Raw genomic sequence first — 22,870 nt, 5'->3', positions numbered from 1 at the left:
ACCCGGCCCTCGTTTCGAGGGTCGGGTTTTTTTATGGGCTGAGGAGTGAGGGATGACGTTGCGCGGAACGGGCAGGGTGCTGGCATGCATGGCGGCGTTGCTGGCGCCGCTGGCCATGGCGGCCGGCAAGTGTGAACGCCTGGTGGCCACTGGCAGCCCCGATGCGCCGCCCTATTCATGGCAAGACCCGAACGACCCGAAACACCTGATCGGCGCCAACGTCGACCTGCTGCGCCAGGTGACCGAGGAGCTGGGGCTTAAGCTGGAGGTGCTCAACGCCGGCCGTCGTGACCAGGCGCTGGAAGAAGTGCGCAGCGGGCGCATGGACCTGTTGCTCGACGCCCCGATGCAGGTGGAGCAATTGACCGCGCTCGACTACCTCCACCCCCCCCTGCAGCTCAACGAATACCTGGTGTGGACCCGTCACGATGCCGAACTGGTGTTCGATGGCCCGGCGGATCTGGCCAGGTACCAGGGCAGTGTGTCCGAGCATGCACGGCTGACGCCGGCCTTCAGTGCTTTCGTCAAGGCGCAGCTGAAGCTGGTGCCGGCGCAGAACCTGACCCAGGCATTCCAGAAGCTGGTGCTTGGCCAGGTCGACTATGTGCTCGCGGGCCGCTATGCGGGCATGGCGATGGTGCAGAGCCTGGGCATGAGCAACCAGCTGATTGCCCGCGGCCTGCCGGTGGACCGGCCAGGGCTGTACCTGGCCGTGTCGCATAATTCCGCCTGCAATGACAGCTGGTTGCGTGGGCAATTGGCAAAAAAACTGACAGAATTGCCGATCTCCGGTGCGTCCGAGACCGTGCTGCAGCGTAATGTCGAGCGCTGGAAAGCACAGCTGCAGGTGCCCTCGGACGCCCCCAAACACTAGGAAGATTGCGTGAGAACCCAACCACTAATCCTTGCCTTGGCCGTGCTCGGCCTGGCTGGCTGCGCCAACGATCCGGCTCCTGTCGAGCAGATGCGTATTTCCGAGCAGGCGCTGGAGCAGGCCAAGGCCGTCGGTGCCACCGAGCAGGTCGAAGCGCTCAAGCTGGCCGAAGACAAGTTGGCCCGGGCCAAGACCAACATGCTCACCGAAGACTACCGCGATGCGCGCATGCGCGCCGAGCAGGCCGAGCTGGATGCGCGCCTGGCCGAAGCCCAGGTGCTGAACCAGAAGAGTGAAGAGCAGCTGCAGCTGCTGCAGTCGCGGGTCAAGCGCCTGCGCAAGCAGCTGGAGGTGCAGCCATGAGCCGCCGTGCACCAATGGCCGCGCTGGCAGTGCTGGCGCTGGCGGCAGGTTTGCAAGGTTGCGCCAGCCAGCGCAGCAGTGCCGCACTGGATGATGCCAGCGCCGCCTTCCAGCAGGTCAAGGACAACTCCGATGTGCTGCGCAGTGCCCCGCGCGACGTGATCCGCGCAGGCGAGTCGCTGGCCCGTGCCGAGCGCCTGTCCAGCTACATTGGCACCGGTGCCGACGTGCGCCATTACGCCTATCTCAGCCAGCGCTACAGCGAGATTGCCAGCGAGCATGCCAAGCTGGCGCTGAACCAGGAGCGCCAGGCCAAGCTCGACCTGGAGCGCCAGCGCCTGCAGCTGGCCTTGCGCGAGGCCAAGCTGGCCAGTGTGCAGCAGCAGGGCAAGTGGATCGAATCGCAGATTGCCGCGCTGGCCTCGGAGCAGACCGATCGCGGCCTGGTGATGACCTTGGGTGACGTGCTGTTCGACACCGGCCGTGCCGACCTGAAGAACTCGGCCAGCCGCACCGTGCTCAAGCTGGTGCAGTTCCTGCAACTCAACCCGCGCCGGGTGGTACGGATCGAAGGCTATACCGACAGCACCGGCACGGCCGAGGACAACCTGAAGCTGTCGCGTGACCGGGCGCAGGCCGTGGCTGACATGCTGGTCGACCTGGGTATTGACGAGAAGCGCCTGCAGGTCGAGGGCTATGGCGACCAGTACCCGATCGAGGCCAATGCCTCGGAGCGGGGCAGGGCGCAGAACCGCCGGGTGGAGATCGTGTTCTCCGATGACAAGGGCAGGCTCGCACCGGCGCGCTGAAACCTGTCAAGGCGGTCGCTTTGCGGCCCATCGCCGGCAAGCCGGTTCCCGCAGGAATTGCACAGGGGGTGAGATCTGTGCAATCCCTGTGGGCGCCGGCTTGCCGGCGATCGCTGCAAGGCAACCCCGGCTTTTCGTCGATGCCCCCGGATTTCAATGTTTATCACTGTCACGCAACTGTATTGTTGACTATCTTGCGATCTGTCCCCGTACACTTTGCAACTGTTACGGTATTCTCTACCCTCAGTGAGTGACACAAGAACAACGAGTCCGTCCGCGCGTCGAGAGCCAGCCATGACCAACCTGCTGCTGTACCAGCGTATCGCCCAGCAACTGGCTGATGACATCCGTCGCGGTGTCTACCAGCCAGGCGAGCGCGTACCTTCCGTGCGCAAGATGAGCGCCCAGCTCAACGTCAGCCATGCCACGGTGCTGCAGGCCTATGCCAACCTCGAAGACCAGGGGTTGATCCGTGCGCGGCCGCAGTCCGGCTACTACGTGCACCAGACTCCGGCGCTGACCGCGCAGACGCCGGACATCGCGCGCGTGGAGCGCCCCGGCCTGGTGACCCGCGCCAGCATCATCCAGCAAGTGCTGACCGAGGCGCGCCGCGACGGGGTGTTCCCGTTCGGTGCCGCCGTGCCGCATGTCGATTACCTGCCGGTCCGTGCCTTGCACCAGCAAATTGCCAAGGTGACGCGCTTTCACAGCCCGCGTGCCTTCAGCTACATGTTCAGCCCCGGTTTCGAACCGCTGCGCCGGCAGATCGCCATCCGCATGCGCGATGCCGGCGTGCTGGTCGACCCACGTGAAGTGATCGTGACCCATGGTTGCGTCGATGCGTTGCAGATGTCGTTGCGCGTGCTGACCCGCCCTGGCGACCTGATCGCCGCCGAGTCGCCCACCTATTACGGCCTGTTGCAACTGGCTGACCTGTTGGGCCTGAAGGTGATCGAGATTCCCAGTGACCCGTCCACCGGCATCAGTCTCGAGGCGTTGCAGCTGGCGGCCAACCAGTGGTCGATCAAGGCGCTGGTGCTGACGGCGCGGTTGAGCAACCCACTGGGCGGCACCGTGCCGGAAGAGCGGCAGAAGCAGTTGCTGCGCCTGGCATCGGATTTCGATATCCAGATCGTCGAGGACGACATTTACGGCGAATTGATGTTCGAGCAGGGCAAGACCAAGGCGCTGAAGGCGTTCGACCGGCTGGACCGGGTGATCTACTGTTCGAGCTTCTCCAAGACCCTGTCCCCTGGGGTGCGCGTTGGCTGGATGATAGCCGGGCGCTATCAGGACGAAATCCAGCGCCTGCAAACCTTTACCACCCACTCGGCCTGCAGCGTGACGCAGATGGGGGTGGCGGCCTACCTGGAGAATGGCGGTTACGACCGGCACCTGCGTTACATTCGCCAGGAGTACCGCAAGAACCTCAGTGCCTACCAGCTGGCGGTGCAGCAACATTTCCCCGAGGGCACCCAGATGACTCGGCCGACGGGCGGGTTTATCCTGTGGGTGAGCTTGCCGGGGCGGGTCAATACCCAGGAACTGCATGTGCGCGCGCTGGAGCAGGGTATCAGCATTGCGCCGGGGCTGATCTTCAGTAATACCGAACAGTTCAACCACTGTATCCGCCTTAATTGCGGCATCCCGTGGAACAAGGAAGCCGAGCGCGCGGTGATTACCCTTGGGCTGTTGGCCCAGCAGTTGTGTCGTGAGCCGGCGGCTGCGCTTCTGTAGGCTTGCCACGCGCCTGCGGAACAGGGAGCATACGCACTTTTCCTGCCAGTCTGTCCATTTGCCATGAATGCTTTGCGCCGTTTTGCCTTGATCTTGTGCCTTGCTCCGCTCTGCTACCTTGGCACAGGCCAGGCTGCTCAGCCGGCAAGCCAGGGGCAGGCGGCCCAAGGCAAGCCGGCGCCCAAGGCGCAGGCCAGGCCCGTGCACAAACCAGCGGCAAAGAAGGCTGCCAACAGCAAGGCCAGGCCAGCCCGCAAGCCGGTGAGCCAGGCCGTTGCCAAGCCACTGCCCAAGGCCAGGCTCGACCTCAGCCTGCCAGCCGAAATGGTCGACAAGCTGCAGCCGGAAGTCGGTAGCCCTTCACCGATCCAGCGGCGCCAGCCCCTGCTGCCGCCACTGTTCACGGAAAAGCCAGAGACCGACGACAGCCCGTTCCAGCTCAATGGCCGGCTGATCAACAACGAGATGCAGCTGCAGCTGCGCAATGACAGCCGTCGTGACGTGGAAGGGGCTGCCATTGATTTCGAGTACCGTCAGTAGCGGCCAAACTGACTGCTGGGTCATGGCAGATTTCATCCTGCCAGCAATTTCAAACGCCTGTTTGAGCGGTTACTATCCAGGGACGTTCGTCCCGTTTTGTTCCAGGGAGTCCTGATTTTGGTGAACAGCCATGAAATGCCGTGAGGGTTGTGGTGCCTGCTGCATTGCCCCGTCCATCAGCTCTGCGATGCCGCGCATGCCGAATGGCAAGGCGGCCGGCGAGCGCTGCCTGCACCTGACCGTCGACAACCTTTGTGACCTGTTCGGCAAGCCCGAGCGGCCCGCAGTGTGTGGCGGTTTCCAGGCGGATGTCGAGGTGTGCGGCAGTGACCGTGACGAGGCGATCAGGATTCTTGGCTGGTGGGAGCAGATGACGGCGGCGTGAAGGCTGGATCTTCGACAACAAGGATAAACATGATGAGATCGTTCAAGCGTATTGCACTGCTGTGTGGCCTGGGTGTTGTGCTGTCCCCTGCGGCCTGGGCCGAGAACTGGCAGGTGGCCAAGGACGAGGAGGGGATCAAGGTTTCTCTCAGTGAGGTGGCCGGTTCCAAGTACAAGGCCTATCAAGGCGTCACCGTGATCAAGGCGCCGCTGGCGAAGGTGCAGGCGTTGCAGGAGGACGTAGTCGGGGCTTGTGCGTGGATTCACGAATGCAAGACGCAGAAGGTGCTCAAGCAGGAGAATGGCCAGGTCTGGACCTATACCCAGTTCAATACGCCTTGGCCGGTGACGCCGCGCGATTCGGTGCTGCATGTGACCACGGTCAAGGAGGCTGACGGCAGCCTGGTGCGCAACCTGAAGGAAGAGCCGACCTACATCCCGGAAGAGAAAGGTTTTGTGCGGGTAGCGAAGGTCGAAGGCTTCTGGAGGCTGGTGCCCAAGGGTGACAGCACGGAAGTGACTTATCAGGTGCACACCGAGCCGGGTGGTAGCGTGCCGGCGATGGTGGCCAACAAGTTCGTGGTCGATGCACCGTTCAATACCCTGAAAGGGTTGCGCGAGCGGGCTGAGAAAAACTGAGGAGCGGCCCTGGGATCTTAGGCTTACCGCAATATTGCCGGGGCTGCTTCGCAGCCCTTTCGCGACACAAGGCCGCTCCTACAAAGCCGCATCGCGTCGAGCGGAAATAAAAAAGGCTGCCCGAGGGCAGCCTTCTTGCGTTCGGCTGGCGAAGCTTACTTGCGGTCCTGCAGCGCAACGATGTCGCGCTTCTGCTCGCCGGTGTACAGCTGGCGCGGGCGGCCGATCTTGTACGGGCTGGAGAGCATTTCTTTCCAGTGCGAGATCCAGCCCACGGTACGTGCCAGGGCGAAGATCACGGTGAACATGCTGGTCGGAATGCCGATCGCCTTGAGGATGATCCCCGAGTAGAAGTCGACGTTCGGGTACAGCGAGCGCTCGATGAAGTACGGATCGGTCAGGGCGATCTCTTCCAGGCGCATGGCCAGTTCCAGCTGCGGGTCGTTGTTGATGCCCAGCTCGCGCAGGACTTCGTCGCAGGTCTGTTTCATCACGGTGGCGCGCGGGTCGCGGTTCTTGTACACGCGGTGACCGAAGCCCATGAGCTTGAACGGGTCGTTCTTGTCCTTGGCCTTGGCGATGAACTTGTCGATGTTCGAGACATCGCCGATTTCATCGAGCATGGTCAGTACCGCTTCGTTGGCACCGCCGTGGGCCGGGCCCCACAGTGCGGCGATGCCGGCGGCGATACAGGCGAACGGGTTGGCACCCGACGAACCGGCCAGGCGCACGGTGGAGGTGGAGGCGTTCTGCTCGTGGTCGGCGTGGAGGATGAAGATCCGGTCCATCGCCTTGGCCAGCACCGGGCTGATCGGTTTGATCTCGCACGGGGTGTTGAACATCATGTGCAGGAAGTTTTCCGCGTACGACAGGTCGTTGCGCGGGTACATCATCGGCTGGCCCATGGAGTACTTGTAAACCATCGCGGCCAGGGTCGGCATCTTGGCGACCAGGCGTACCGCGGAAATCTCGCGGTGCTGCGGGTTATTGATGTCCAGGGAGTCGTGATAGAACGCCGACAGGGCACCGACCACGCCGCACATTACCGCCATCGGGTGGGCGTCGCGGCGGAAGCCGTTGAAGAACGACTTCAACTGCTCGTGAACCATGGTGTGGTTCTTCACGGTGCTGACGAACTGGGCCTTCTGCTCGGCATTCGGCAGTTCACCGTTGAGCAGCAGGTAGCAGGTTTCGAGGTAGTCGGACTTTTCGGCGAGCTGCTCGATCGGGTAGCCGCGGTGCAGCAGGATGCCTTTGTCGCCGTCAATGTAGGTGATCTTCGACTCGCACGAGGCAGTCGCCATGAAACCTGGGTCGAAGGTGAAGTGACCAGTGGCCCCCAACCCGCGGACGTCGATTACATCAGGACCAACGGTGCCGGTTAAAATGGGCAGCTCGACGGGGGCAGCGCCCTCGATGACCAACTGCGCTTTTTTGTCAGCCATGTGGCCTCCTATTAATGCTTGAAATCATCAGACAGACCCCCCACGCAGGGCCCGCACCACTATAGAGGGATAAATTCAGATGTCAATTTGCCTAAAGGCTTGTTGAAACAGGCATTGAGGCCTGGTTTTTCACGAAATTCTCGCCCATTTACGCCTTTTGTCCGTTAAAGGCAATGCGCTATTTGGGCTACCCCGTCACGTTGTCATAAGCAGCCTAACTGTCTATACTCGCAACCCGACCGCCAGGGGCTTGCAAGCCCGAACTGCTGGGGGTCGCCGTTCCCTGGGTGGTGGGTACCTGACCAGTACACTTACCAACAACTTTGCCCTGATTCGCTAGGGGCTCTTCAGTGTGAAAAAAGCCGTGAAAAGCCAACGACCTGTAAACCTAGACCTAAGGACCATCAAGCTCCCCGTCACTGCGTACACGTCCATCCTGCACCGTATCTCCGGCGTCATCCTGTTCCTCGGCCTTGCCATCATGCTTTATGCACTGGGCAAGTCGCTGGGTTCCGAGGAAGGCTTCGGTGAGGTGAAGGCGTGTCTGACCAGCCCGCTGGCCAAGTTCGTGACCTGGGGCCTGCTGTCCGCCCTGCTTTATCACCTCGTGGCAGGTGTGCGTCACCTGATCATGGACATGGGTATCGGTGAGACGCTGGAAGGCGGCAAGCTGGGCTCGAAAATCGTGATCGTCATCTCCGTGGTGCTGATCGTTCTGGTGGGAGTTTGGGTATGGTAACCAATGTCACGAACCTGTCGCGTTCGGGTCTCTATGACTGGATGGCGCAGCGCGTCTCTGCGGTCGTTCTCGCGGCTTACTTCCTGTTCCTGATCGGCTACGTGGTCGCCCACCCAGGCATCGACTACACCCAGTGGCATGGTCTGTTCTCCAACAACGCGATGCGGATCTTCAGTCTGCTGGCCCTCGTTGCCCTGGGCGCTCACGCCTGGGTCGGCATGTGGACCATCGCCACCGACTACCTGACGCCAATGTCGTTCGGCAAGTCGGCAACTGCGATTCGTTTCCTGTTCCAGGCGGTATGCGGCGTTGCGATGTTCGCTTACTTCGTCTGGGGTGTGCAGATTCTCTGGGGTATCTGATCCATGGCTAGCATTCCAACCATTTCTTTCGACGCCATCATCATCGGTGGCGGCGGTGCCGGCATGCGCGCTGCGCTGCAGCTGGCTCAAGGCGGCCACAAGACTGCCGTGGTCACCAAGGTCTTCCCGACCCGTTCGCACACTGTATCCGCCCAGGGCGGCATCACCTGCGCCATCGCTTCGGCCGACCCGAACGACGACTGGCGCTGGCACATGTACGATACCGTCAAGGGCTCCGACTACATCGGTGACCAGGACGCTATCGAATACATGTGTCAGGAAGGCCCGGCTGCGGTCTTCGAGCTGGACCACATGGGCCTGCCGTTCTCGCGTACCGAAACCGGTCGTATCTACCAGCGCCCGTTCGGTGGCCAGTCCAAGGACTTCGGTAAAGGTGGCCAGGCCGCCCGTACCTGTGCCGCTTCCGACCGTACCGGTCACGCGCTGCTGCACACCCTGTACCAGGGCAACCTGAAAGCCGGCACCACCTTCCTCAACGAGTACTACGCCGTAGACCTGGTGAAGAACCAGGACGGCGCGTTCGTGGGTGTGATCGCAATCTGCATCGAAACCGGCGAAACCCTGTACATCAAGTCCAAGGCCACCGTACTGGCCACTGGCGGTGCCGGCCGTATCTACGCCTCCACCACCAACGCCCTGATCAACACCGGTGACGGCGTGGGCATGGCCCTGCGTGCCGGTGTACCGGTGCAGGACATCGAAATGTGGCAGTTCCACCCGACCGGCATCGCTGGCGCCGGCGTACTGGTCACCGAAGGTTGCCGCGGTGAAGGTGGCTACCTGATCAACGCCCACGGCGAGCGCTTCATGGAGCGTTACGCGCCGAACGCCAAAGACCTGGCTGGCCGCGACGTGGTCGCCCGTTCCATGGTCAAGGAAATCATCGCCGGCAACGGCGTGGGCCCGAACAAGGACCACGTACTGCTGAAGCTGGACCACCTGGGCGAGGAGGTGTTGCACAGCCGCCTGCCAGGTATCTGCGAACTGTCCAAGACCTTCGCCCACGTCGACCCTGTGGTCGCGCCGGTACCGGTCATCCCTACCTGCCACTACATGATGGGCGGCGTTGCCACCAACATTCACGGCCAGGCCATCACCATGGACGCCGAAGGCAACGACCAGATCATCCCAGGCCTGTTCGCCGTAGGTGAAGTGGCGTGCGTATCGGTGCACGGTGCCAACCGCCTGGGCGGCAACTCGCTGCTCGACCTGGTGGTGTTCGGCCGTGCTGCCGGCCTGCACCTGGAGAAGGCGCTGACCGAAGGCGTGGAATACCGCGACGCCAGCGACACCGACGTCGATGTTGCCCTGAACCGCCTGAACAAGCTGAACGAGCGCACCACCGGTGAAGACGTTGCCAGCCTGAAGCGCGAGCTGCAGAGCTGCATGCAGAACTACTTCGGTGTATTCCGTACTGGCGAATACATGCAGAAAGGTATCGAGCAGCTGGCCGGTCTGCGTGACCGTATCGCCAACGTCAAGATCAACGACAAGTCCAAGGCCTTCAACACCGCGCGTATCGAGGCACTGGAGCTGCAGAACCTGCTGGAAGTCGCCGAAGCTACCGCCATCGCGGCCGAAGCCCGTAAAGAGTCCCGCGGCGCTCACGCCCGTGAAGACTACGAAGACCGTGACGACGAAAACTGGCTGTGCCACACCCTGTACTACCCGGGTGAGAAGCGCGTCGCCAAGCGTGGCGTCAACTTTGCGCCGAAGACTGTTCCAGCCTTCGAACCAAAAGTCCGGACTTACTAAGGGTGGCCGCTATGTTGCAAGTCGAAGTTTATCGTTACAACCCGGACACCGATTCCGCGCCGAAAATGCAGACCTTCCAGGTCGACACCGGCGGCAAGGACCTGATGGTGCTGGACGTGCTGGCACTGATCAAGGAGCAGGACGAAGGGTTCTCCTACCGTCGCTCGTGCCGTGAAGGCGTTTGCGGTTCCGATGGCATGAACATCAACGGCAAGAACGGCCTGGCCTGCATCACCCCGCTGTCGGCGGTGGTGAAGGGCAACAAGCTGATCCTGCGCCCGCTGCCGGGCCTGCCGGTCATTCGTGACCTGGTCGTCGACATGAGCATCTTCTACAAGCAGTACGAGAAGGTGAAGCCGTTCCTGCAGAACGACACGCCGGCGCCGGCTATCGAGCGCCTGCAGTCGCCGGAAGACCGCGACAAGCTGGACGGCCTGTACGAGTGCATCCTGTGCGCTTGCTGCTCGACTTCCTGCCCGTCGTTCTGGTGGAACCCGGACAAGTTCCTGGGCCCCGCTGCACTGCTGCAGGCCTATCGCTTCCTGGCCGACAGTCGCGATACCAAGACCCAGGAGCGCCTGGCGTCCCTGGATGACCCGTTCAGCGTATTCCGCTGCCGCGGGATCATGAACTGCGTCAACGTTTGCCCTAAAGGTCTGAACCCGACCAAGGCAATCGGTCACGTACGTAACATGCTGCTGCAAAGCGGTACCTGATACAAAGCGTTGTACCTGCAGTAAGCCGAGGTGCGGGTGGTGAGCCCGCACTGAGGTAAAACCCGAACAAAGGCCCACAAAGCCTGCGTTCATTACCTATGAAGATATGAGACCAGCAGGGGCTTTCCGGGCTGGTACCCGGAAAATCAGCAGGATCCTAGTGGCGTGGTTCAGTCGCTGTATTCGGACTTTTCCAGGTTTGCTGTGGCTCTCGCCGATCAGTCCCCTAACCGAGGGTGACCAAGCATGCAAGAAAGCGTGATGCAGCGCATGTGGGAAAGCGCCCACCTTTCAGGTGGTAACGCTGCATATGTGGAAGAGCTTTATGAGCTCTACCTGCACGACCCTAACGCTGTGCCAGAAGAGTGGCGCACCTACTTCCAGAAGTTGCCCGCCGACGGCAGCACCGCTACCGATGTATCGCACTCGACAATCCGCGACCATTTCGTACTGCTGGCAAAGAACCAGCGCCGCGCCCAGCCGGTATCTGCCGGGAGCGTGAGCAGTGAACACGAGAAGAAGCAGGTTGAAGTTCTGCGACTGATCCAGGCCTATCGTATGCGCGGCCATCAGGCTGCCAAGCTCGACCCGTTGGGGTTGTGGCAGCGTCCTGCGCCTGTAGACCTGTCGATCAATCACTACGGCTTGACCAATGCCGATCTTGATACGACCTTCCGTGCCGGCGACCTGTTCATCGGCAAAGAGGAGGCGAGCCTACGCGAGATCTTCGAGGCGCTCCAGAAGACATATTGTCGCACCATTGGCGCCGAGTTCACCCACATCGTCGACTCCGAACAGCGCAGCTGGTTCCAGCAGCGCCTGGAAAGCGTGCGCGGCCGTCCGGAGTTTTCCGCCGACGTGCAGGCCCACCTGCTGGAGCGTGTGACCGCTGGTGAAGGCCTTGAGAAATACCTGGGCACCAAGTACCCGGGCACCAAGCGCTTTGGCCTCGAAGGCGGCGAAAGCCTGATCCCGATGCTGGACGAGATGATCCAGCGTTCCGGCTCCTACGGCACCAAGGAAGTCGTGATCGGCATGGCCCACCGTGGCCGCCTGAACGTCCTGGTGAACACCTTCGGCAAGAACCCGCGCGAGCTGTTCGACGAGTTCGAAGGCAAGAAGATGAACGAGCTGGGCTCCGGTGACGTGAAGTATCACCAGGGCTTCTCCTCGAACGTGATGACCCCGGGTGGCGAAGTGCACCTGGCCATGGCGTTCAACCCGTCCCACCTGGAAATCGTCTCGCCCGTGGTCGAGGGTTCGGTGCGCGCCCGTCAGGACCGCCGCAACGACACCGTTGGCGACAAGGTACTGCCGATCTCGATCCACGGCGATGCCGCATTCGCTGGCCAGGGCGTGGTCATGGAAACCTTCCAGATGTCGCAGACCCGCGGTTTCAAGACCGGCGGCACCGTGCACATCGTGATCAACAACCAGGTCGGTTTCACCATCAGCAACCCGCTGGACGCGCGCTCCACCGAGTACGCCACCGACGTGGCCAAGATGATCCAGGCGCCGATCCTGCACGTCAACGGCGACGATCCGGAAGCCGTGCTGTTCGTGACCCAGCTGGCCATCGACTACCGCATGCAGTTCAAGCGTGACGTGGTCATCGACCTGGTCTGCTACCGTCGTCGCGGCCACAACGAGGCCGACGAGCCGAACGGCACCCAGCCGCTGATGTACCAGCAGATCAGCAAGCAGCGCACCACCCGTGAGCTGTACGCCGACGCACTGATCCAGGCTGGCCGCATCGATGCCGAACGTGCCCAGGCCAAGGTCGACGAGTACCGCAGCGCGCTGGACAACGGCCTGCACGTGGTCAAGAGCCTGGTCAAGGAGCCGAACCGCGAGCTGTTCGTCGACTGGCGTCCGTACCTGGGCCATGCCTGGACCGCGCGTCACGACACCCGCTTCGACCTCAAGACCCTGCAGGAACTGTCGGCCAAGCTGCTGGAGATCCCGGAAGGCTTCGTCGTGCAGCGCCAGGTCGCCAAGATCTACGAAGACCGCCAGAAGATGCAGGCCGGTGGCTTGCCGATCAACTGGGGTTATGCAGAGACCATGGCTTACGCCACCCTGCAGTTCGAAGGTCACCCGATCCGCATGACCGGCCAGGACATCGGCCGTGGCACCTTCTCGCACCGTCACGCGGTGCTGCACAACCAGAAGGACGCCAGCACCTACGTACCGCTGAAGAACCTGTTCCCGGGCCAGCCGAAGTTCGAACTGTACGACTCCTTCCTCTCGGAAGAAGCGGTACTGGCCTTCGAATACGGCTACTCGACCACCACGCCGAACGCGCTGGTGATCTGGGAAGCCCAGTTCGGCGACTTCGCCAACGGTGCGCAAGTGGTGATCGACCAGTTCATCACCAGCGGCGAGCACAAGTGGGGCCGTCTGTGCGGCCTGACCATGCTGCTGCCACACGGTTATGAAGGGCAGGGCCCGGAGCACTCCTCCGCGCGCCTGGAGCGTTACCTGCAGCTGTGCGCCGAGCACAACATCCAGGTCTGCGTACCGACCACCCCGGCCCAGATCTACCACCTGCTGCGTCGCCAGGTCATTCGTCCGCTGCGCAAGCCGCTGATCGTCCTGACGCCGAAGTCGCTGCTGCGCCACAAGCTGGCCGTGTCGACCCTCGAGGACCTGGCAGAAGGTTCGTTCCAGACCGTCATCCCGGAAATCGACAGCCTCGATCCGGCCAAGGTCGAACGCCTGATCCTCTGCGGTGGCAAGGTTTACTACGACCTGCTGGAAAAACGCCGTGCCGAAGGCCGCGAAGACATCGCCATCGTGCGTATCGAGCAGCTGTACCCGTTCCCGGAAGACGACCTGGTCGAAATCCTGGCGCCTTACACCAACCTCAAGCATGCGGTCTGGTGTCAGGAAGAGCCGATGAACCAGGGCGCCTGGTACAGCAGCCAGCACCACATGCGCCGTATCCTGGGCCGCCACAACAAGGCATTGGTCCTGGAATACGCCGGCCGCGACGCTTCTGCCGCGCCAGCCTGTGGTTACGCTTCGAAGCACGCCGAACAGCAGGAAAAACTGCTGCAAGACGCCTTCACTGTCTAACGCCTTCGCGCACCTGAAACCGAATTTAAGGAAACACTGATAATGGCTATCGAGATCAAAGCCCCAACCTTCCCGGAATCGGTTGCCGATGGCACCGTTGCCACCTGGCACAAGCAGCCGGGCGATGCCGTCAAGCGTGACGAGCTGATCGTCGACATCGAGACCGACAAGGTCGTCCTGGAAGTACTGGCTACCGCCGACGGCGTACTGGGCGCCATCGTCAAGGGCGAGGGCGACACCGTCCTGTCCGACGAAGTGCTGGGTTCGATCGTTGAGGGCGGTGCTGCCGCCGCTGCTCCAGCTGCCGCTCCGGCCGCTGCTGCTCCGGCTGTCGCTGCTGCGGACGCTGGCGAAGAAGACCCGGTTGCCGCCCCGGCCGCGCGCAAGCTGGCTGAAGAAAACGGCATCGACCTGGCCAGCGTTGCTGGCACAGGTAAAGGTGGTCGCATCACCAAGGAAGACGTCGTCGCTGCCGTCGCCAACAAGAAGTCGGCCCCGGCGCCGGCGGCCAAGCCGGCTGCCGCTGCCGCTGCTGCCCCGGTTGTGGTTGCCGCTGGCGACCGCACCGAGAAGCGCGTGCCGATGACCCGCCTGCGTGCCAAGATCGCCGAGCGTCTGGTCGAAGCCCAGTCGAGCATGGCCATGCTGACCACCTTCAACGAAGTCGACATGACCGAAGTCATGGCCCTGCGTTCGAAGTACAAGGACCTGTTCGAGAAGACCCACAACGGCGTGCGCCTGGGCTTCATGTCGTTCTTCGTCAAGGCCGCCACCGAAGCCCTGAAGCGCTTCCCGGCGGTCAACGCCTCGATCGATGGCAACGACATCGTCTACCATGGCTACGCCGACGTCGGTGTTGCCGTGTCCAGCGACCGTGGCCTGGTGGTACCGGTACTGCGTAACGCCGAGTCGATGAGCCTGGCGGAAATCGAGAACGGCATCGCCACCTTCGGCAAGAAGGCCCGTGACGGCAAGCTGGCCATCGAAGAGATGACCGGTGGCACCTTCACCATCACCAACGGTGGTACCTTCGGTTCGATGATGTCGACCCCGATCGTCAACCCGCCACAGGCTGCCATCCTCGGCATGCACAACATCATCCAGCGCCCGATGGCCATCAACGGCCAGGTGGTGATTCGCCCGATGATGTACCTGGCGCTGTCGTACGATCACCGCCTGATCGACGGCAAGGAAGCGGTAACCTTCCTGGTCACCATCAAGAACCTGCTGGAAGACCCGTCTCGCCTGCTGCTGGACATCTAATCGCGCAGCTGCAAGCGGCAAGCGGCAGGCTTCAGTTCGAAGCCTGCCGGCCTTGCGGCTTGCAGCTTGTCGCTTGAAGCTGAAAAAAGGAATCTTTTATGACCCAGAAATTCGACGTAGTGGTGATTGGTGCAGGTCCTGGCGGCTATGTGGCTGCCATCAAGGCCGCACAACTTGGTCTGAAGACTGCCTGTATCGAAAAATACACCGACGCCGAGGGCAAGCTGGCCCTGGGCGGCACCTGCCTGAACGTGGGTTGCATTCCTTCCAAGGCGCTGCTGGACAGCTCCTGGAAGTACAAGGAAGCCAAAGAGAGCTTCAACGTCCACGGTATCTCCACTGGCGAAGTGAAGATGGACGTCGCCGCGATGGTTGGCCGCAAGGCTGGCATCGTCAAGAACCTGACCGGTGGCGTTGCCACCCTGTTCAAGGCCAACGGCGTGACCTCGATCCAGGGCCACGGCAAGCTGCTGGCTGGCAAGAAGGTCGAAGTCACCAAGGCTGACGGCACCACCGAAATCATCGAAGCCGAGAACGTGATCCTGGCTTCCGGCTCGCGCCCGATCGACATTCCGCCGGCTCCGGTCGACCAGAACGTCATCGTCGACTCCACCGGCGCCCTGGAATTCCAGGCCGTGCCGAAGCGCCTGGGTGTTATCGGTGCTGGCGTGATCGGCCTCGAGCTGGGCTCGGTATGGGCGCGCCTGGGTGCTGAAGTCACCGTGCTGGAAGCGCTGGATACCTTCCTGATGGCTGCCGACACCGCCGTGTCGAAGGAAGCCCAGAAGACCCTGACCAAGCAAGGCCTGGACATCAAGCTGGGCGCACGCGTCACCGGCTCGAAAGTCAACGGCAATGAAGTCGAAGTGACCTACACCGACGCCAACGGCGAGCAGAAGATCACCTTCGACAAGCTGATCGTCGCGGTCGGCCGTCGCCCGGTGACCACCGACCTGCTGGCTGCTGACAGCGGCGTGACCATCGACGAGCGTGGCTACATCTTCGTCGACGACTACTGCGCCACCAGCGTGCCGGGCGTCTACGCCATCGGCGACGTGGTACGCGGCATGATGCTGGCCCACAAGGCCTCGGAAGAGGGCATCATGGTGGTCGAGCGCATCAAGGGCCACAAGGCTCAGATGAACTACGACCTGATCCCGTCGGTCATCTATACCCACCCGGAAATCGCGTGGGTCGGCAAGACCGAACAGGCCTTGAAGGCCGAGGGCGTTGAGGTTAACGTGGGCACCTTCCCGTTCGCGGCCAGCGGCCGTGCGATGGCTGCCAACGACACCGGTGGTTTCGTCAAGGTCATCGCCGATGCCAAGACCGACCGCGTCCTGGGTGTACACGTGATTGGCCCATCGGCTGCCGAACTGGTGCAGCAGGGCGCAATCGCAATGGAATTCGGCACCAGTGCCGAGGACCTGGGCATGATGGTCTTCAGCCATCCGACCCTGTCCGAAGCGTTGCATGAAGCAGCGCTGGCTGTGAATGGCGGTGCCATTCACGTGGCCAACCGTAAGAAGCGTTAATTATAAGAAACCACGGCGGGCTGCCCGTCGTGAGTCTTGCGTGCATGACTCACCGCGGAAAGTCCGCCGGACCGGATCACACGGGAAAACCCGGGGTCAACGGTCACAGGTGGTGCGGCGCCAGTAATGGCGCAGCGCCGAAGCGCAGTACCTAACGAAGACGGTAAAAAGCATGAATCTTCACGAGTATCAGGGTAAGCAGCTGTTCGCTGAATACGGCCTGCCAGTTTCCAAGGGTTTCGCTGTCGATACCCCTGAGCAAGCTGCAGAAGCCTGCGACAAGATCGGCGGGAACGAGTGGGTGGTAAAAGCCCAGGTTCACGCCGGTGGTCGCGGCAAGGCGGGCGGCGTCAAGCTGGTTCGCAGCAAAGAAGACGCCAAGGCGTTCGCTGCACAGTGGTTGGGCAAGAATCTGGTTACCTACCAGACCGATGCCAACGGTCAACCCGTCTCCAAGATTCTGGTCGAATCCTGCACTGACATCGCCAAAGAGCTGTACCTGGGCGCTGTAGTCGATCGTTCGAGCCGCCGTATCGTGTTCATGGCTTCCACCGAAGGTGGCGTGGACATCGAGAAAGTCGCTCACGAAACCCCTGAAAAGATCCTCAAGGCCACTATCGATCCGCTGGTCGGCGCGCAGCCGTTCCAGGGCCGTGAACTGGCGTTCCAGCTGGGTCTGGAAGGCAAGCAAGTTCAACAGTTTGCCAAGATCTTCGTAGGCCTGGCCAAGCTGTTCAAGGATCACGACCTGGCGCTGCTGGAAGTGAACCCGCTGGTGATCAAGGCCGACGGCGACCTGCACTGCCTCGATGCCAAGATCAACATCGACGCCAACGCCATGTACCGTCAGCCGAAGCTGAAAACCTTCCACGACCCGTCGCAGGACGACGCCCGTGAAGCCCACGCTGCCAAGTTCGAACTGAACTACGTTGCCCTCGAAGGCAACATCGGCTGCATGGTCAACGGTGCCGGCCTGGCCATGGGTACCATGGACATCGTCAACCTGCACGGCGGCAAGCCGGCCAACTTCCTCGACGTTGGTGGTGGTGCTACCAAGGAGCGCGTTACCGAAGCGTTCAAGATCATTCTGTCCGACAGCAATGTCGCGGCCGTTCTGGTCAACATCTTCGGCGGCATCGTTCGCTGCGACATGATTGCCGAAGGCATCATCGGTGCAGTGAAAGAAGTCGGCGTCAAGGTTCCGGTTGTCGTTCGCCTCGAAGGCAACAACGCCGAACTGGGCGCTAAAGTACTGGCAGAAAGCGGTTTGAACATCATTGCGGCAACCAGCCTGACCGACGCTGCTCAACAAGTTGTCAAAGCTGCGGAGGGCAAGTAATGAGCGTCCTGATCAATAAAGACACCAAGGTTATCTGCCAGGGCTTCACCGGCTCGCAGGGTACTTTCCACTCCGAACAGGCCATCGCCTACGGCACCAAGATGGTCGGCGGCGTAACCCCAGGCAAGGGTGGCACCACCCACCTGGGCCTGCCGGTGTTCAACACCGTGAAGGAAGCCGTGGAAGCCACCGGCGCTGACGCTTCGGTCATCTACGTTCCGGCTCCTTTCTGCAAGGACTCGATCCTGGAAGCGGCCTTTGGCGGCATCAAGCTGATCGTCTGCATCACCGAAGGCATTCCTACCCTGGACATGCTGGATGCCAAGGTCAAGTGCGACGAGCTGGGCGTGACCCTGATCGGCCCTAACTGCCCAGGTGTCATCACCCCGGGCGAGTGCAAGATCGGCATCATGCCAGGCCACATCCACCTGCCAGGCAAGGTCGGTATCGTTTCGCGTTCCGGCACCCTGACCTACGAAGCGGTCAAACAGACCACCGACGCCGGCTTCGGCCAGTCGACCTGCGTCGGTATCGGTGGCGACCCGATCCCGGGCTCCAACTTCATCGACATCCTGAAGCTGTTCCAGGAAGACCCGAAGACCGAAGCGATCGTCATGATCGGCGAGATCGGCGGTTCGGCTGAAGAAGAAGCTGCGGCCTACATCAAGGCCAACGTCACCAAGCCAGTGGTTTCCTACATCGCTGGTGTTACCGCTCCGGCGGGCAAGCGCATGGGCCACGCTGGCGCCATCATCTCCGGCGGCAAGGGCACTGCGGACGAGAAGTTCGCCGCCCTGCAGGACGCTGGTGTGAAGACCGTGCGTTCCCTGGCTGACATCGGCAAGGCCCTGGCCGAGCTGACTGGCTGGGAAGTCAAGAAGTAATACCGCTACACCCCCCACGCGCACAGAGGCCACCTTCGGGTGGCCTTTGTCGTTTCCGGGGTTTGGGTATTCCTGTGTCGGCCTCTTCGCGGGCTGGCCCGCTCCCACAGGAGATCTCCACATTCCGGGCCTGGGGTGATCGCCTGTGGGAGCGGGCCAGCCCGCGAAGAGGCCGACACAGGCAACATTGATTTTTCGATGGGTTTGATAGGAATTTTCAGGCAGACGAATTTCCCGATATCGGGATAATCCTGACCGTCCGCGGTTGCACAGACGACAAACACATACGCACATCGGACAAGCAGCACTGTGCCAGTGCGTTTAAGTGACAAAACAGTTACCCTACGCGCTCACTCTGTGCCCGTCCCCCAAAAGGGAACGACACGCTAAACGGGTCTGGCTTATCAAGCCGGGCAGCATTTCCCCCAACCCATGGGGAAATCCCTTCTCGAATCCCGATTTCAGCAGTGTGGTACTACCTTAAATGAAAGTTTTAAAAGGCCAGGACATCCTGGCGCTTGGCTTTATGACGTTTGCGCTTTTCGTGGGCGCGGGCAATATCATCTTCCCGCCTATCGTCGGCCTGCAGTCTGGCCCGCACGTGTGGATGGCTGCCCTGGGCTTCCTGGTGACCGCCGTGGGCCTGCCGGTCATCACCGTGGTCGCCCTGGCCAAGGTCGGTGGCGGCATGGATGCCTTGAGCAGCCCGATCGGCAAGTTCTTCGGTGGCCTGCTGGCAGCCGTGTGCTACCTGTCGGTCGGCCCGCTGTTCGCTACCCCGCGCACCGCGACCGTGTCGTTCGAAGTGGGTGTGGCACCGCTGACCGGCGAAAGCCCGCTGGCACTGTTCATCTACAGCCTGGTGTACTTCCTCGTGGTGCTGGCGGTGTCCATGTACCCGGGCAGGTTGCTCGACACCGTGGGCCGCTTCCTCGCGCCGCTGAAGATCATCGCCCTGGCGGTGCTCGGCATCGCCGCCTTCGCGCTGCCTGCAGGCACCATGGGTGAAGCGCAGCCAGCCTATGCCGCCGCGGCCTTCTCCAAGGGCTTCTCCGATGGTTACCTGACCATGGACACCCTGGGTGCCCTGGTATTCGGTATCGTCATCGTCAACGCCATCCGCTCGCGCGGTGTCGAGTCGCCGAAGCTGATCACCCGCTATGCCATCATCGCTGGCCTGATCGCCGGTGTCGGCCTGGCCCTGGTCTATGTCAGCCTGTTCCGCCTGGGTGCCGGCAGCCACGAAATCGCGGCGGGCGCCACCAACGGCGCGGCGGTGCTGCATGCCTATGTGCAGCACACCTTCGGCTCGCTGGGCAGCGGCTTCCTCGCCGTGCTGATCGCGCTGGCCTGCCTGGTGACTGCGGTCGGCCTGACCTGCGCCTGTGCCGAGTACTTCAGCCAGATCCTGCCGCTGTCGTACCGTGCCCTGGTGGTGATCCTGGCGGGCTTCTCGCTGCTGATTTCCAACCTCGGCCTGACCAAGCTGATCATGTTCTCGATCCCGGTGCTCACCGCGATCTACCCACCCTGCATCGTGGTGGTCGGCTTGAGCTTCGTGAAGGACCTGTGGAATTCGCCAACCCGCATCCTGGCACCGGTGATGCTGGTGTCGCTGCTGTTCGGCATGGTCGATGCGGTCAAGGGCAGCAGCATTGCCCACGTACTGCCGGACTTCATGGCCCATCTGCCGCTGAGCGACCAGGGCCTGGCCTGGCTGGTGCCTTCGGTGGTGACGCTGGTTGGCGCCGTAGCCTGCGACCGCATGCTCGGCAAGCCGCGCGAAGCGCTGGCCTGATAGTCGAAGCCTGAGAGCGGCACCGGCCACAAGCCGAAGGGTGCTTGCCAAGGGTGGAAACTCAAGAGCCCCGTATCCGAGAGGATGCGGGGCTTTTTGTTTGCCTGTACTGGCCTCTTCGCGGGCGCGCCCGCTCCCACAGGAAAGCGCAAGCCTCAGAATTGGCGGTGTACCTGTGGGAGCGGGCGTGCCCGCGAAGAGGCCGGGATGAGCGGTGCAAATATCCGGATGGATGTGTGCCTTTTGCCGCTTGCGAGCGTCGAAATCCGGTCTCTATCCTTTCAGGTATCTGGCCCTCCGGGAACCCTGCATGAACTTCATCCAAAGCAATCTCAACAACCTGCTGGCCATCGCCTGGTTCGCCCTGTGCTGGGGCGGCTACACCCGCTATGCCATCTGGAAGGGCCGCGACACCGCGTGCCTGGCCAGCGTGTTGCACCTGTACCGTGAAGACTGGATGCGCCGCATGCTGCTGCGTGACAACCGCATCGCCGATGCCAGCGTGATCGGCAATCTTGAGCGTAACGCCTCGTTCTTCGCCTCCAGCACCTTGATCATCCTTGCCGGTATCCTCACCGTGCTCGGCGCTTCCGACCGGGCGCTGTCGCTGCTGGCCGATCTGCCGCTGGTGCAGCAGACCTCCCAGGGCATGTCGGAGATCAAGCTGCTGTGCTTGGCCATGGTCTTCGTCTATGCCTTCTTCACCTTCAGCTGGTGCATGCGTCAGTACAACTTTGCCGCAGTACTGGTAGGTTCGGCGCCGATGATAGGCGAACGCCTGGTCAATGAACTGGAACGCAAGGCATTTGCCCTGCGGGCGGCGCGGGTGCTGTCATTGGCTGCCAACCAGTTCAACTTCGGCCTGCGTTCCTATTACTTCGGCATGGCCATGTTGAGCTGGTTCATCAGCCCTTGGCTATTCATGGCCATGAGCGTCGGCGTAGTGCTGATTCTGTACCGCCGCGAGTTTCATTCGGATGTACTGGAAGTGATGGTATTCACGCCTACTGAAAGTCTGCCCGCCGAACCGGCCAAGGATCAACATTCGCTGCCGAGCGGCAACTGAAACGGTTTACCTGCTGATTTCAGGCACAAAAAAACCCGACCAGGTCGGGTTTTTTCGTTTCAGCCGATTACTGCTTGGCAGGTTCGGCCGGGGTGGCTGGCGCGGCTTCCGGAGCCGGAGTAGCCGGAGCGGCTTCTTCGGCGGCCTTCTGCTCGGCTTCGGCCTGATCTTTGGCGGCTTCGGCGTTTTCCTTGGCAGCCTCGTTCATTTTATCCTGAGCTTCGCCCGCTTTCTCCTGGGCTTGCTCGGCGTGTTGCTGTGCGTCCTGGGCTTTGTCTTCGCTCGCTTTATCGCAAGCAGCCAGGCCCATGGCAGCGGCCAGCATCAGAGCAAAAGCAAAAGGTTTACGCATGGGGGTGTTTCTCCTTGGTGGAATAAGTGACTTGTTCCTTCGAGTCCAACTACGCGGAATAAGTTCCGCGAAGATTACACATATATAACGCGCTCTTCTATATAGACTTTTTAATGATTTTATGCCGCTGCGGCAGTGCGCGGGGTAACAGCCAATGAGCGATGCAACCTTGAAGGCCATGGCCGAGCGTTTTCTCTCGGCATTGAAACATTGTCAGTTATTGCAGATGCGTGTGGCCCAGGCCGATGCCGATGGCATGACCCTGGTCCTGCCCTGGTCGCCGGCCATCGTCGGCAACCCGCAAACCGGCGCCGTGCATGGTGGCGCCTTGACCACACTGATGGACACCACCTGCGGCATGGCCACGCTTTGTGTGCTGCCGCGTTTCGAGGTGTGCCCGACCCTGGACCTGCGCATCGACTACATGCACCCCGCCGAGGCCGGCAAGGCCATCTACGGCCACGCCCAGTGCTACCGGGTGACCCGTGACGTGATCTTCACCCGGGGCACGGCCTACCAGGATGATCCGGCACAACCGATTTGCCAGGTAGTGGGCACGTTCATGCGCCTGGGCCAGCAGATCAAGGGTGGCATTCGCTTTGGCAACAGCCTGAAGGAGGGCGGTGCATGATCCCGCACGCGGTTCGCCAGCAACTCAACGCCGCCCACGCGGTTGGCGATTATCGGCCGTTACTGGCCCTGATTCCCTATGCCAGCCTGATTGGCATCGAATGCACGCGCGACGGCGATGACCTGTTGTTCCGCCTGCCGGCCAACCCGGACAACATCGGCAACCCGCTGCTGCCTGCCATCCACGGTGGCGTGATCGCAGGCTTCATGGAGTTGTCGGCAGCGCTGTACCTGCTGATCTACAGCGACAGCGCGAGTATCCCCAAGATCATCGATTTTTCCATCGACTACCTGCGGGCGGGGCATTTTCGCGATACCTACGCCCAGTGCCAGCTGTGGCGCCAGGGCCGGCGCGTGACCAATGTAGCCATCACCGCCTGGCAGGGCGACAGGCAGTCGCCGATTGCCACCGCCCGCGCGCATTTCAAGATCGAACCGGAAAAGCCCTTGAAATCATCCGCGCAGCCCCCATCTGCATGACATCCGCCGCTAACGCAGGCCGCACTGGCCGCCGGCGTCAACTGCCATCAGATCGGAGTTT

Annotated in this window: 22 protein-coding genes; 20 read left to right on the top strand and 2 right to left on the bottom strand. The window is 61.8% G+C overall.

Annotation, left to right across the window (positions count from 1 at the left end):
- Nucleotides 1-52: 52 nt before the first annotated feature.
- The 7 genes from HU763_RS16325 to HU763_RS16295 all read left to right on the top strand — a co-directional run bounded on the left by HU763_RS16325 (nucleotide 53) and on the right by HU763_RS16295 (nucleotide 5,346).
- Nucleotides 53-874, top strand: coding sequence for a substrate-binding periplasmic protein (locus tag HU763_RS16325; protein ID WP_186688256.1), 822 nt, complete (start codon nucleotides 53-55; stop codon nucleotides 872-874).
- A gap of 9 nt (nucleotides 875-883) precedes the next feature.
- Nucleotides 884-1,237 carry a DUF4398 domain-containing protein gene (locus tag HU763_RS16320; protein ID WP_170030864.1) on the top strand — a complete coding sequence of 118 codons (354 nt, stop codon included), beginning with the start codon at nucleotides 884-886 and terminating at the stop codon, nucleotides 1,235-1,237.
- The gene (locus tag HU763_RS16315; protein WP_186688254.1) at nucleotides 1,234-2,046 is read left to right on the top strand and encodes an OmpA family protein; all 813 of its coding nucleotides are present in this window, start codon (nucleotides 1,234-1,236) and stop codon (nucleotides 2,044-2,046) included. The genes HU763_RS16320 and HU763_RS16315 overlap by 4 nt, the downstream gene beginning before the upstream one ends.
- A gap of 294 nt (nucleotides 2,047-2,340) precedes the next feature.
- On the top strand, nucleotides 2,341-3,783 hold the full coding sequence (locus HU763_RS16310; protein ID WP_025339975.1) for an aminotransferase-like domain-containing protein: 1,443 nt from the start codon (nucleotides 2,341-2,343) through the stop codon (nucleotides 3,781-3,783).
- A 63-nt stretch (nucleotides 3,784-3,846) separates the two neighbouring features.
- Nucleotides 3,847-4,323: a hypothetical protein gene (locus HU763_RS16305; RefSeq protein WP_186688252.1), complete on the top strand. Its 477-nt coding sequence runs from the start codon at nucleotides 3,847-3,849 to the stop codon at nucleotides 4,321-4,323.
- 130 nt (nucleotides 4,324-4,453) lie between these two features.
- Nucleotides 4,454-4,708, top strand: a complete 255-nt coding sequence (locus HU763_RS16300; RefSeq protein WP_186688250.1) for a YkgJ family cysteine cluster protein — start codon at nucleotides 4,454-4,456, stop codon at nucleotides 4,706-4,708.
- 29 nt (nucleotides 4,709-4,737) lie between these two features.
- Nucleotides 4,738-5,346 (top strand): START domain-containing protein, encoded by a 609-nt coding sequence (locus tag HU763_RS16295; protein WP_186688248.1) that lies wholly within the window; start codon nucleotides 4,738-4,740, stop codon nucleotides 5,344-5,346.
- Between the two features lie 155 nt (nucleotides 5,347-5,501).
- On the opposite strand, the gene gltA is transcribed toward HU763_RS16295, so the two are convergent.
- Complete coding sequence (gltA, locus tag HU763_RS16290) at nucleotides 5,502-6,791, bottom strand: citrate synthase (protein ID WP_170030856.1); 1,290 nt, start codon at nucleotides 6,789-6,791, stop codon at nucleotides 5,502-5,504.
- Nucleotides 6,792-7,143: 352 nt separating this feature from the next.
- Between gltA and sdhC the strand changes: the two genes are divergently transcribed.
- The 11 genes from sdhC to HU763_RS16235 all read left to right on the top strand — a co-directional run bounded on the left by sdhC (nucleotide 7,144) and on the right by HU763_RS16235 (nucleotide 21,347).
- The gene (sdhC, locus tag HU763_RS16285; protein ID WP_012315350.1) at nucleotides 7,144-7,530 is read left to right on the top strand and encodes a succinate dehydrogenase, cytochrome b556 subunit; all 387 of its coding nucleotides are present in this window, start codon (nucleotides 7,144-7,146) and stop codon (nucleotides 7,528-7,530) included.
- Nucleotides 7,524-7,892, top strand: a complete 369-nt coding sequence (gene sdhD, locus HU763_RS16280; protein ID WP_003254214.1) for a succinate dehydrogenase, hydrophobic membrane anchor protein — start codon at nucleotides 7,524-7,526, stop codon at nucleotides 7,890-7,892. The genes sdhC and sdhD overlap by 7 nt, the downstream gene beginning before the upstream one ends.
- A gap of 3 nt (nucleotides 7,893-7,895) precedes the next feature.
- Nucleotides 7,896-9,668, top strand: a complete 1,773-nt coding sequence (gene sdhA, locus HU763_RS16275; RefSeq protein ID WP_186674795.1) for a succinate dehydrogenase flavoprotein subunit — start codon at nucleotides 7,896-7,898, stop codon at nucleotides 9,666-9,668.
- 11 nt (nucleotides 9,669-9,679) lie between these two features.
- The gene (locus tag HU763_RS16270; RefSeq protein ID WP_011534752.1) at nucleotides 9,680-10,384 is read left to right on the top strand and encodes a succinate dehydrogenase iron-sulfur subunit; all 705 of its coding nucleotides are present in this window, start codon (nucleotides 9,680-9,682) and stop codon (nucleotides 10,382-10,384) included.
- A 246-nt stretch (nucleotides 10,385-10,630) separates the two neighbouring features.
- Nucleotides 10,631-13,462 carry a 2-oxoglutarate dehydrogenase E1 component gene (locus tag HU763_RS16265; RefSeq protein ID WP_186688246.1) on the top strand — a complete coding sequence of 944 codons (2,832 nt, stop codon included), beginning with the start codon at nucleotides 10,631-10,633 and terminating at the stop codon, nucleotides 13,460-13,462.
- 42 nt (nucleotides 13,463-13,504) lie between these two features.
- Entirely contained in the window at nucleotides 13,505-14,725 is a 1,221-nt protein-coding gene (gene odhB / locus HU763_RS16260; protein WP_186688244.1) for a 2-oxoglutarate dehydrogenase complex dihydrolipoyllysine-residue succinyltransferase, read from the top strand.
- Between the two features lie 98 nt (nucleotides 14,726-14,823).
- On the top strand, nucleotides 14,824-16,260 hold the full coding sequence (gene lpdA / locus HU763_RS16255; protein WP_170030850.1) for a dihydrolipoyl dehydrogenase: 1,437 nt from the start codon (nucleotides 14,824-14,826) through the stop codon (nucleotides 16,258-16,260).
- A 172-nt stretch (nucleotides 16,261-16,432) separates the two neighbouring features.
- A complete protein-coding gene (gene sucC, locus HU763_RS16250) occupies nucleotides 16,433-17,599 on the top strand; it encodes an ADP-forming succinate--CoA ligase subunit beta (RefSeq protein WP_003254205.1) in 1,167 nt (388 codons plus the stop codon).
- Nucleotides 17,599-18,483, top strand: a complete 885-nt coding sequence (sucD, locus tag HU763_RS16245) for a succinate--CoA ligase subunit alpha (protein ID WP_004376004.1) — start codon at nucleotides 17,599-17,601, stop codon at nucleotides 18,481-18,483. Before sucC ends, sucD begins: the two co-directional genes overlap by 1 nt.
- Before the next feature lie 484 nt (nucleotides 18,484-18,967).
- Nucleotides 18,968-20,281, top strand: a complete 1,314-nt coding sequence (brnQ, locus tag HU763_RS16240) for a branched-chain amino acid transport system II carrier protein (protein WP_170030848.1) — start codon at nucleotides 18,968-18,970, stop codon at nucleotides 20,279-20,281.
- A 310-nt stretch (nucleotides 20,282-20,591) separates the two neighbouring features.
- The gene (locus tag HU763_RS16235) at nucleotides 20,592-21,347 is read left to right on the top strand and encodes a DUF599 domain-containing protein (RefSeq protein WP_186688242.1); all 756 of its coding nucleotides are present in this window, start codon (nucleotides 20,592-20,594) and stop codon (nucleotides 21,345-21,347) included.
- Between the two features lie 67 nt (nucleotides 21,348-21,414).
- Here HU763_RS16235 and HU763_RS16230 read toward each other — a convergent pair whose 3' ends face one another.
- The gene (locus HU763_RS16230) at nucleotides 21,415-21,699 is read right to left on the bottom strand and encodes a hypothetical protein (protein WP_086978461.1); all 285 of its coding nucleotides are present in this window, start codon (nucleotides 21,697-21,699) and stop codon (nucleotides 21,415-21,417) included.
- A gap of 154 nt (nucleotides 21,700-21,853) precedes the next feature.
- Here HU763_RS16230 and HU763_RS16225 point away from each other — a divergent pair, with 154 nt between their 5' ends.
- A complete protein-coding gene (locus HU763_RS16225) occupies nucleotides 21,854-22,330 on the top strand; it encodes a PaaI family thioesterase (protein WP_170030844.1) in 477 nt (158 codons plus the stop codon).
- Complete coding sequence (locus HU763_RS16220; protein ID WP_186688240.1) at nucleotides 22,327-22,809, top strand: PaaI family thioesterase; 483 nt, start codon at nucleotides 22,327-22,329, stop codon at nucleotides 22,807-22,809. Before HU763_RS16225 ends, HU763_RS16220 begins: the two co-directional genes overlap by 4 nt.
- Nucleotides 22,810-22,870: the final 61 nt, after the last annotated feature.

Source organism: Pseudomonas anuradhapurensis (assembly GCF_014269225.2).
Lineage (GTDB): Bacteria > Pseudomonadota > Gammaproteobacteria > Pseudomonadales > Pseudomonadaceae > Aquipseudomonas > Aquipseudomonas anuradhapurensis.
This window is presented reverse-complemented; position numbering and strand designations above follow the sequence as displayed.

Excerpts from the sequence above, each read along its gene's own strand:
- HU763_RS16325 (WP_186688256.1), top strand. The coding sequence starts at position 53 with ATGACGTTGCGCGGAACGGGCAGGGTGCTGGCATGCATGGCGGCGTTG.
- HU763_RS16315 (WP_186688254.1), top strand. The coding sequence starts at position 1,234 with ATGAGCCGCCGTGCACCAATGGCCGCGCTGGCAGTGCTGGCGCTGGCG.
- HU763_RS16310 (WP_025339975.1), top strand. The coding sequence starts at position 2,341 with ATGACCAACCTGCTGCTGTACCAGCGTATCGCCCAGCAACTGGCTGAT.
- HU763_RS16305 (WP_186688252.1), top strand. The coding sequence starts at position 3,847 with ATGAATGCTTTGCGCCGTTTTGCCTTGATCTTGTGCCTTGCTCCGCTC.
- HU763_RS16300 (WP_186688250.1), top strand. The coding sequence starts at position 4,454 with ATGAAATGCCGTGAGGGTTGTGGTGCCTGCTGCATTGCCCCGTCCATC.
- HU763_RS16295 (WP_186688248.1), top strand. The coding sequence starts at position 4,738 with ATGATGAGATCGTTCAAGCGTATTGCACTGCTGTGTGGCCTGGGTGTT.
- gltA (WP_170030856.1), bottom strand. The coding sequence starts at position 6,791 with ATGGCTGACAAAAAAGCGCAGTTGGTCATCGAGGGCGCTGCCCCCGTC.
- sdhD (WP_003254214.1), top strand. The coding sequence starts at position 7,524 with ATGGTAACCAATGTCACGAACCTGTCGCGTTCGGGTCTCTATGACTGG.
- sdhA (WP_186674795.1), top strand. The coding sequence starts at position 7,896 with ATGGCTAGCATTCCAACCATTTCTTTCGACGCCATCATCATCGGTGGC.
- HU763_RS16270 (WP_011534752.1), top strand. The coding sequence starts at position 9,680 with ATGTTGCAAGTCGAAGTTTATCGTTACAACCCGGACACCGATTCCGCG.
- HU763_RS16265 (WP_186688246.1), top strand. The coding sequence starts at position 10,631 with ATGCAAGAAAGCGTGATGCAGCGCATGTGGGAAAGCGCCCACCTTTCA.
- odhB (WP_186688244.1), top strand. The coding sequence starts at position 13,505 with ATGGCTATCGAGATCAAAGCCCCAACCTTCCCGGAATCGGTTGCCGAT.
- lpdA (WP_170030850.1), top strand. The coding sequence starts at position 14,824 with ATGACCCAGAAATTCGACGTAGTGGTGATTGGTGCAGGTCCTGGCGGC.
- sucC (WP_003254205.1), top strand. The coding sequence starts at position 16,433 with ATGAATCTTCACGAGTATCAGGGTAAGCAGCTGTTCGCTGAATACGGC.
- sucD (WP_004376004.1), top strand. The coding sequence starts at position 17,599 with ATGAGCGTCCTGATCAATAAAGACACCAAGGTTATCTGCCAGGGCTTC.
- brnQ (WP_170030848.1), top strand. The coding sequence starts at position 18,968 with ATGAAAGTTTTAAAAGGCCAGGACATCCTGGCGCTTGGCTTTATGACG.
- HU763_RS16235 (WP_186688242.1), top strand. The coding sequence starts at position 20,592 with ATGAACTTCATCCAAAGCAATCTCAACAACCTGCTGGCCATCGCCTGG.
- HU763_RS16230 (WP_086978461.1), bottom strand. The coding sequence starts at position 21,699 with ATGCGTAAACCTTTTGCTTTTGCTCTGATGCTGGCCGCTGCCATGGGC.
- HU763_RS16225 (WP_170030844.1), top strand. The coding sequence starts at position 21,854 with ATGAGCGATGCAACCTTGAAGGCCATGGCCGAGCGTTTTCTCTCGGCA.
- HU763_RS16220 (WP_186688240.1), top strand. The coding sequence starts at position 22,327 with ATGATCCCGCACGCGGTTCGCCAGCAACTCAACGCCGCCCACGCGGTT.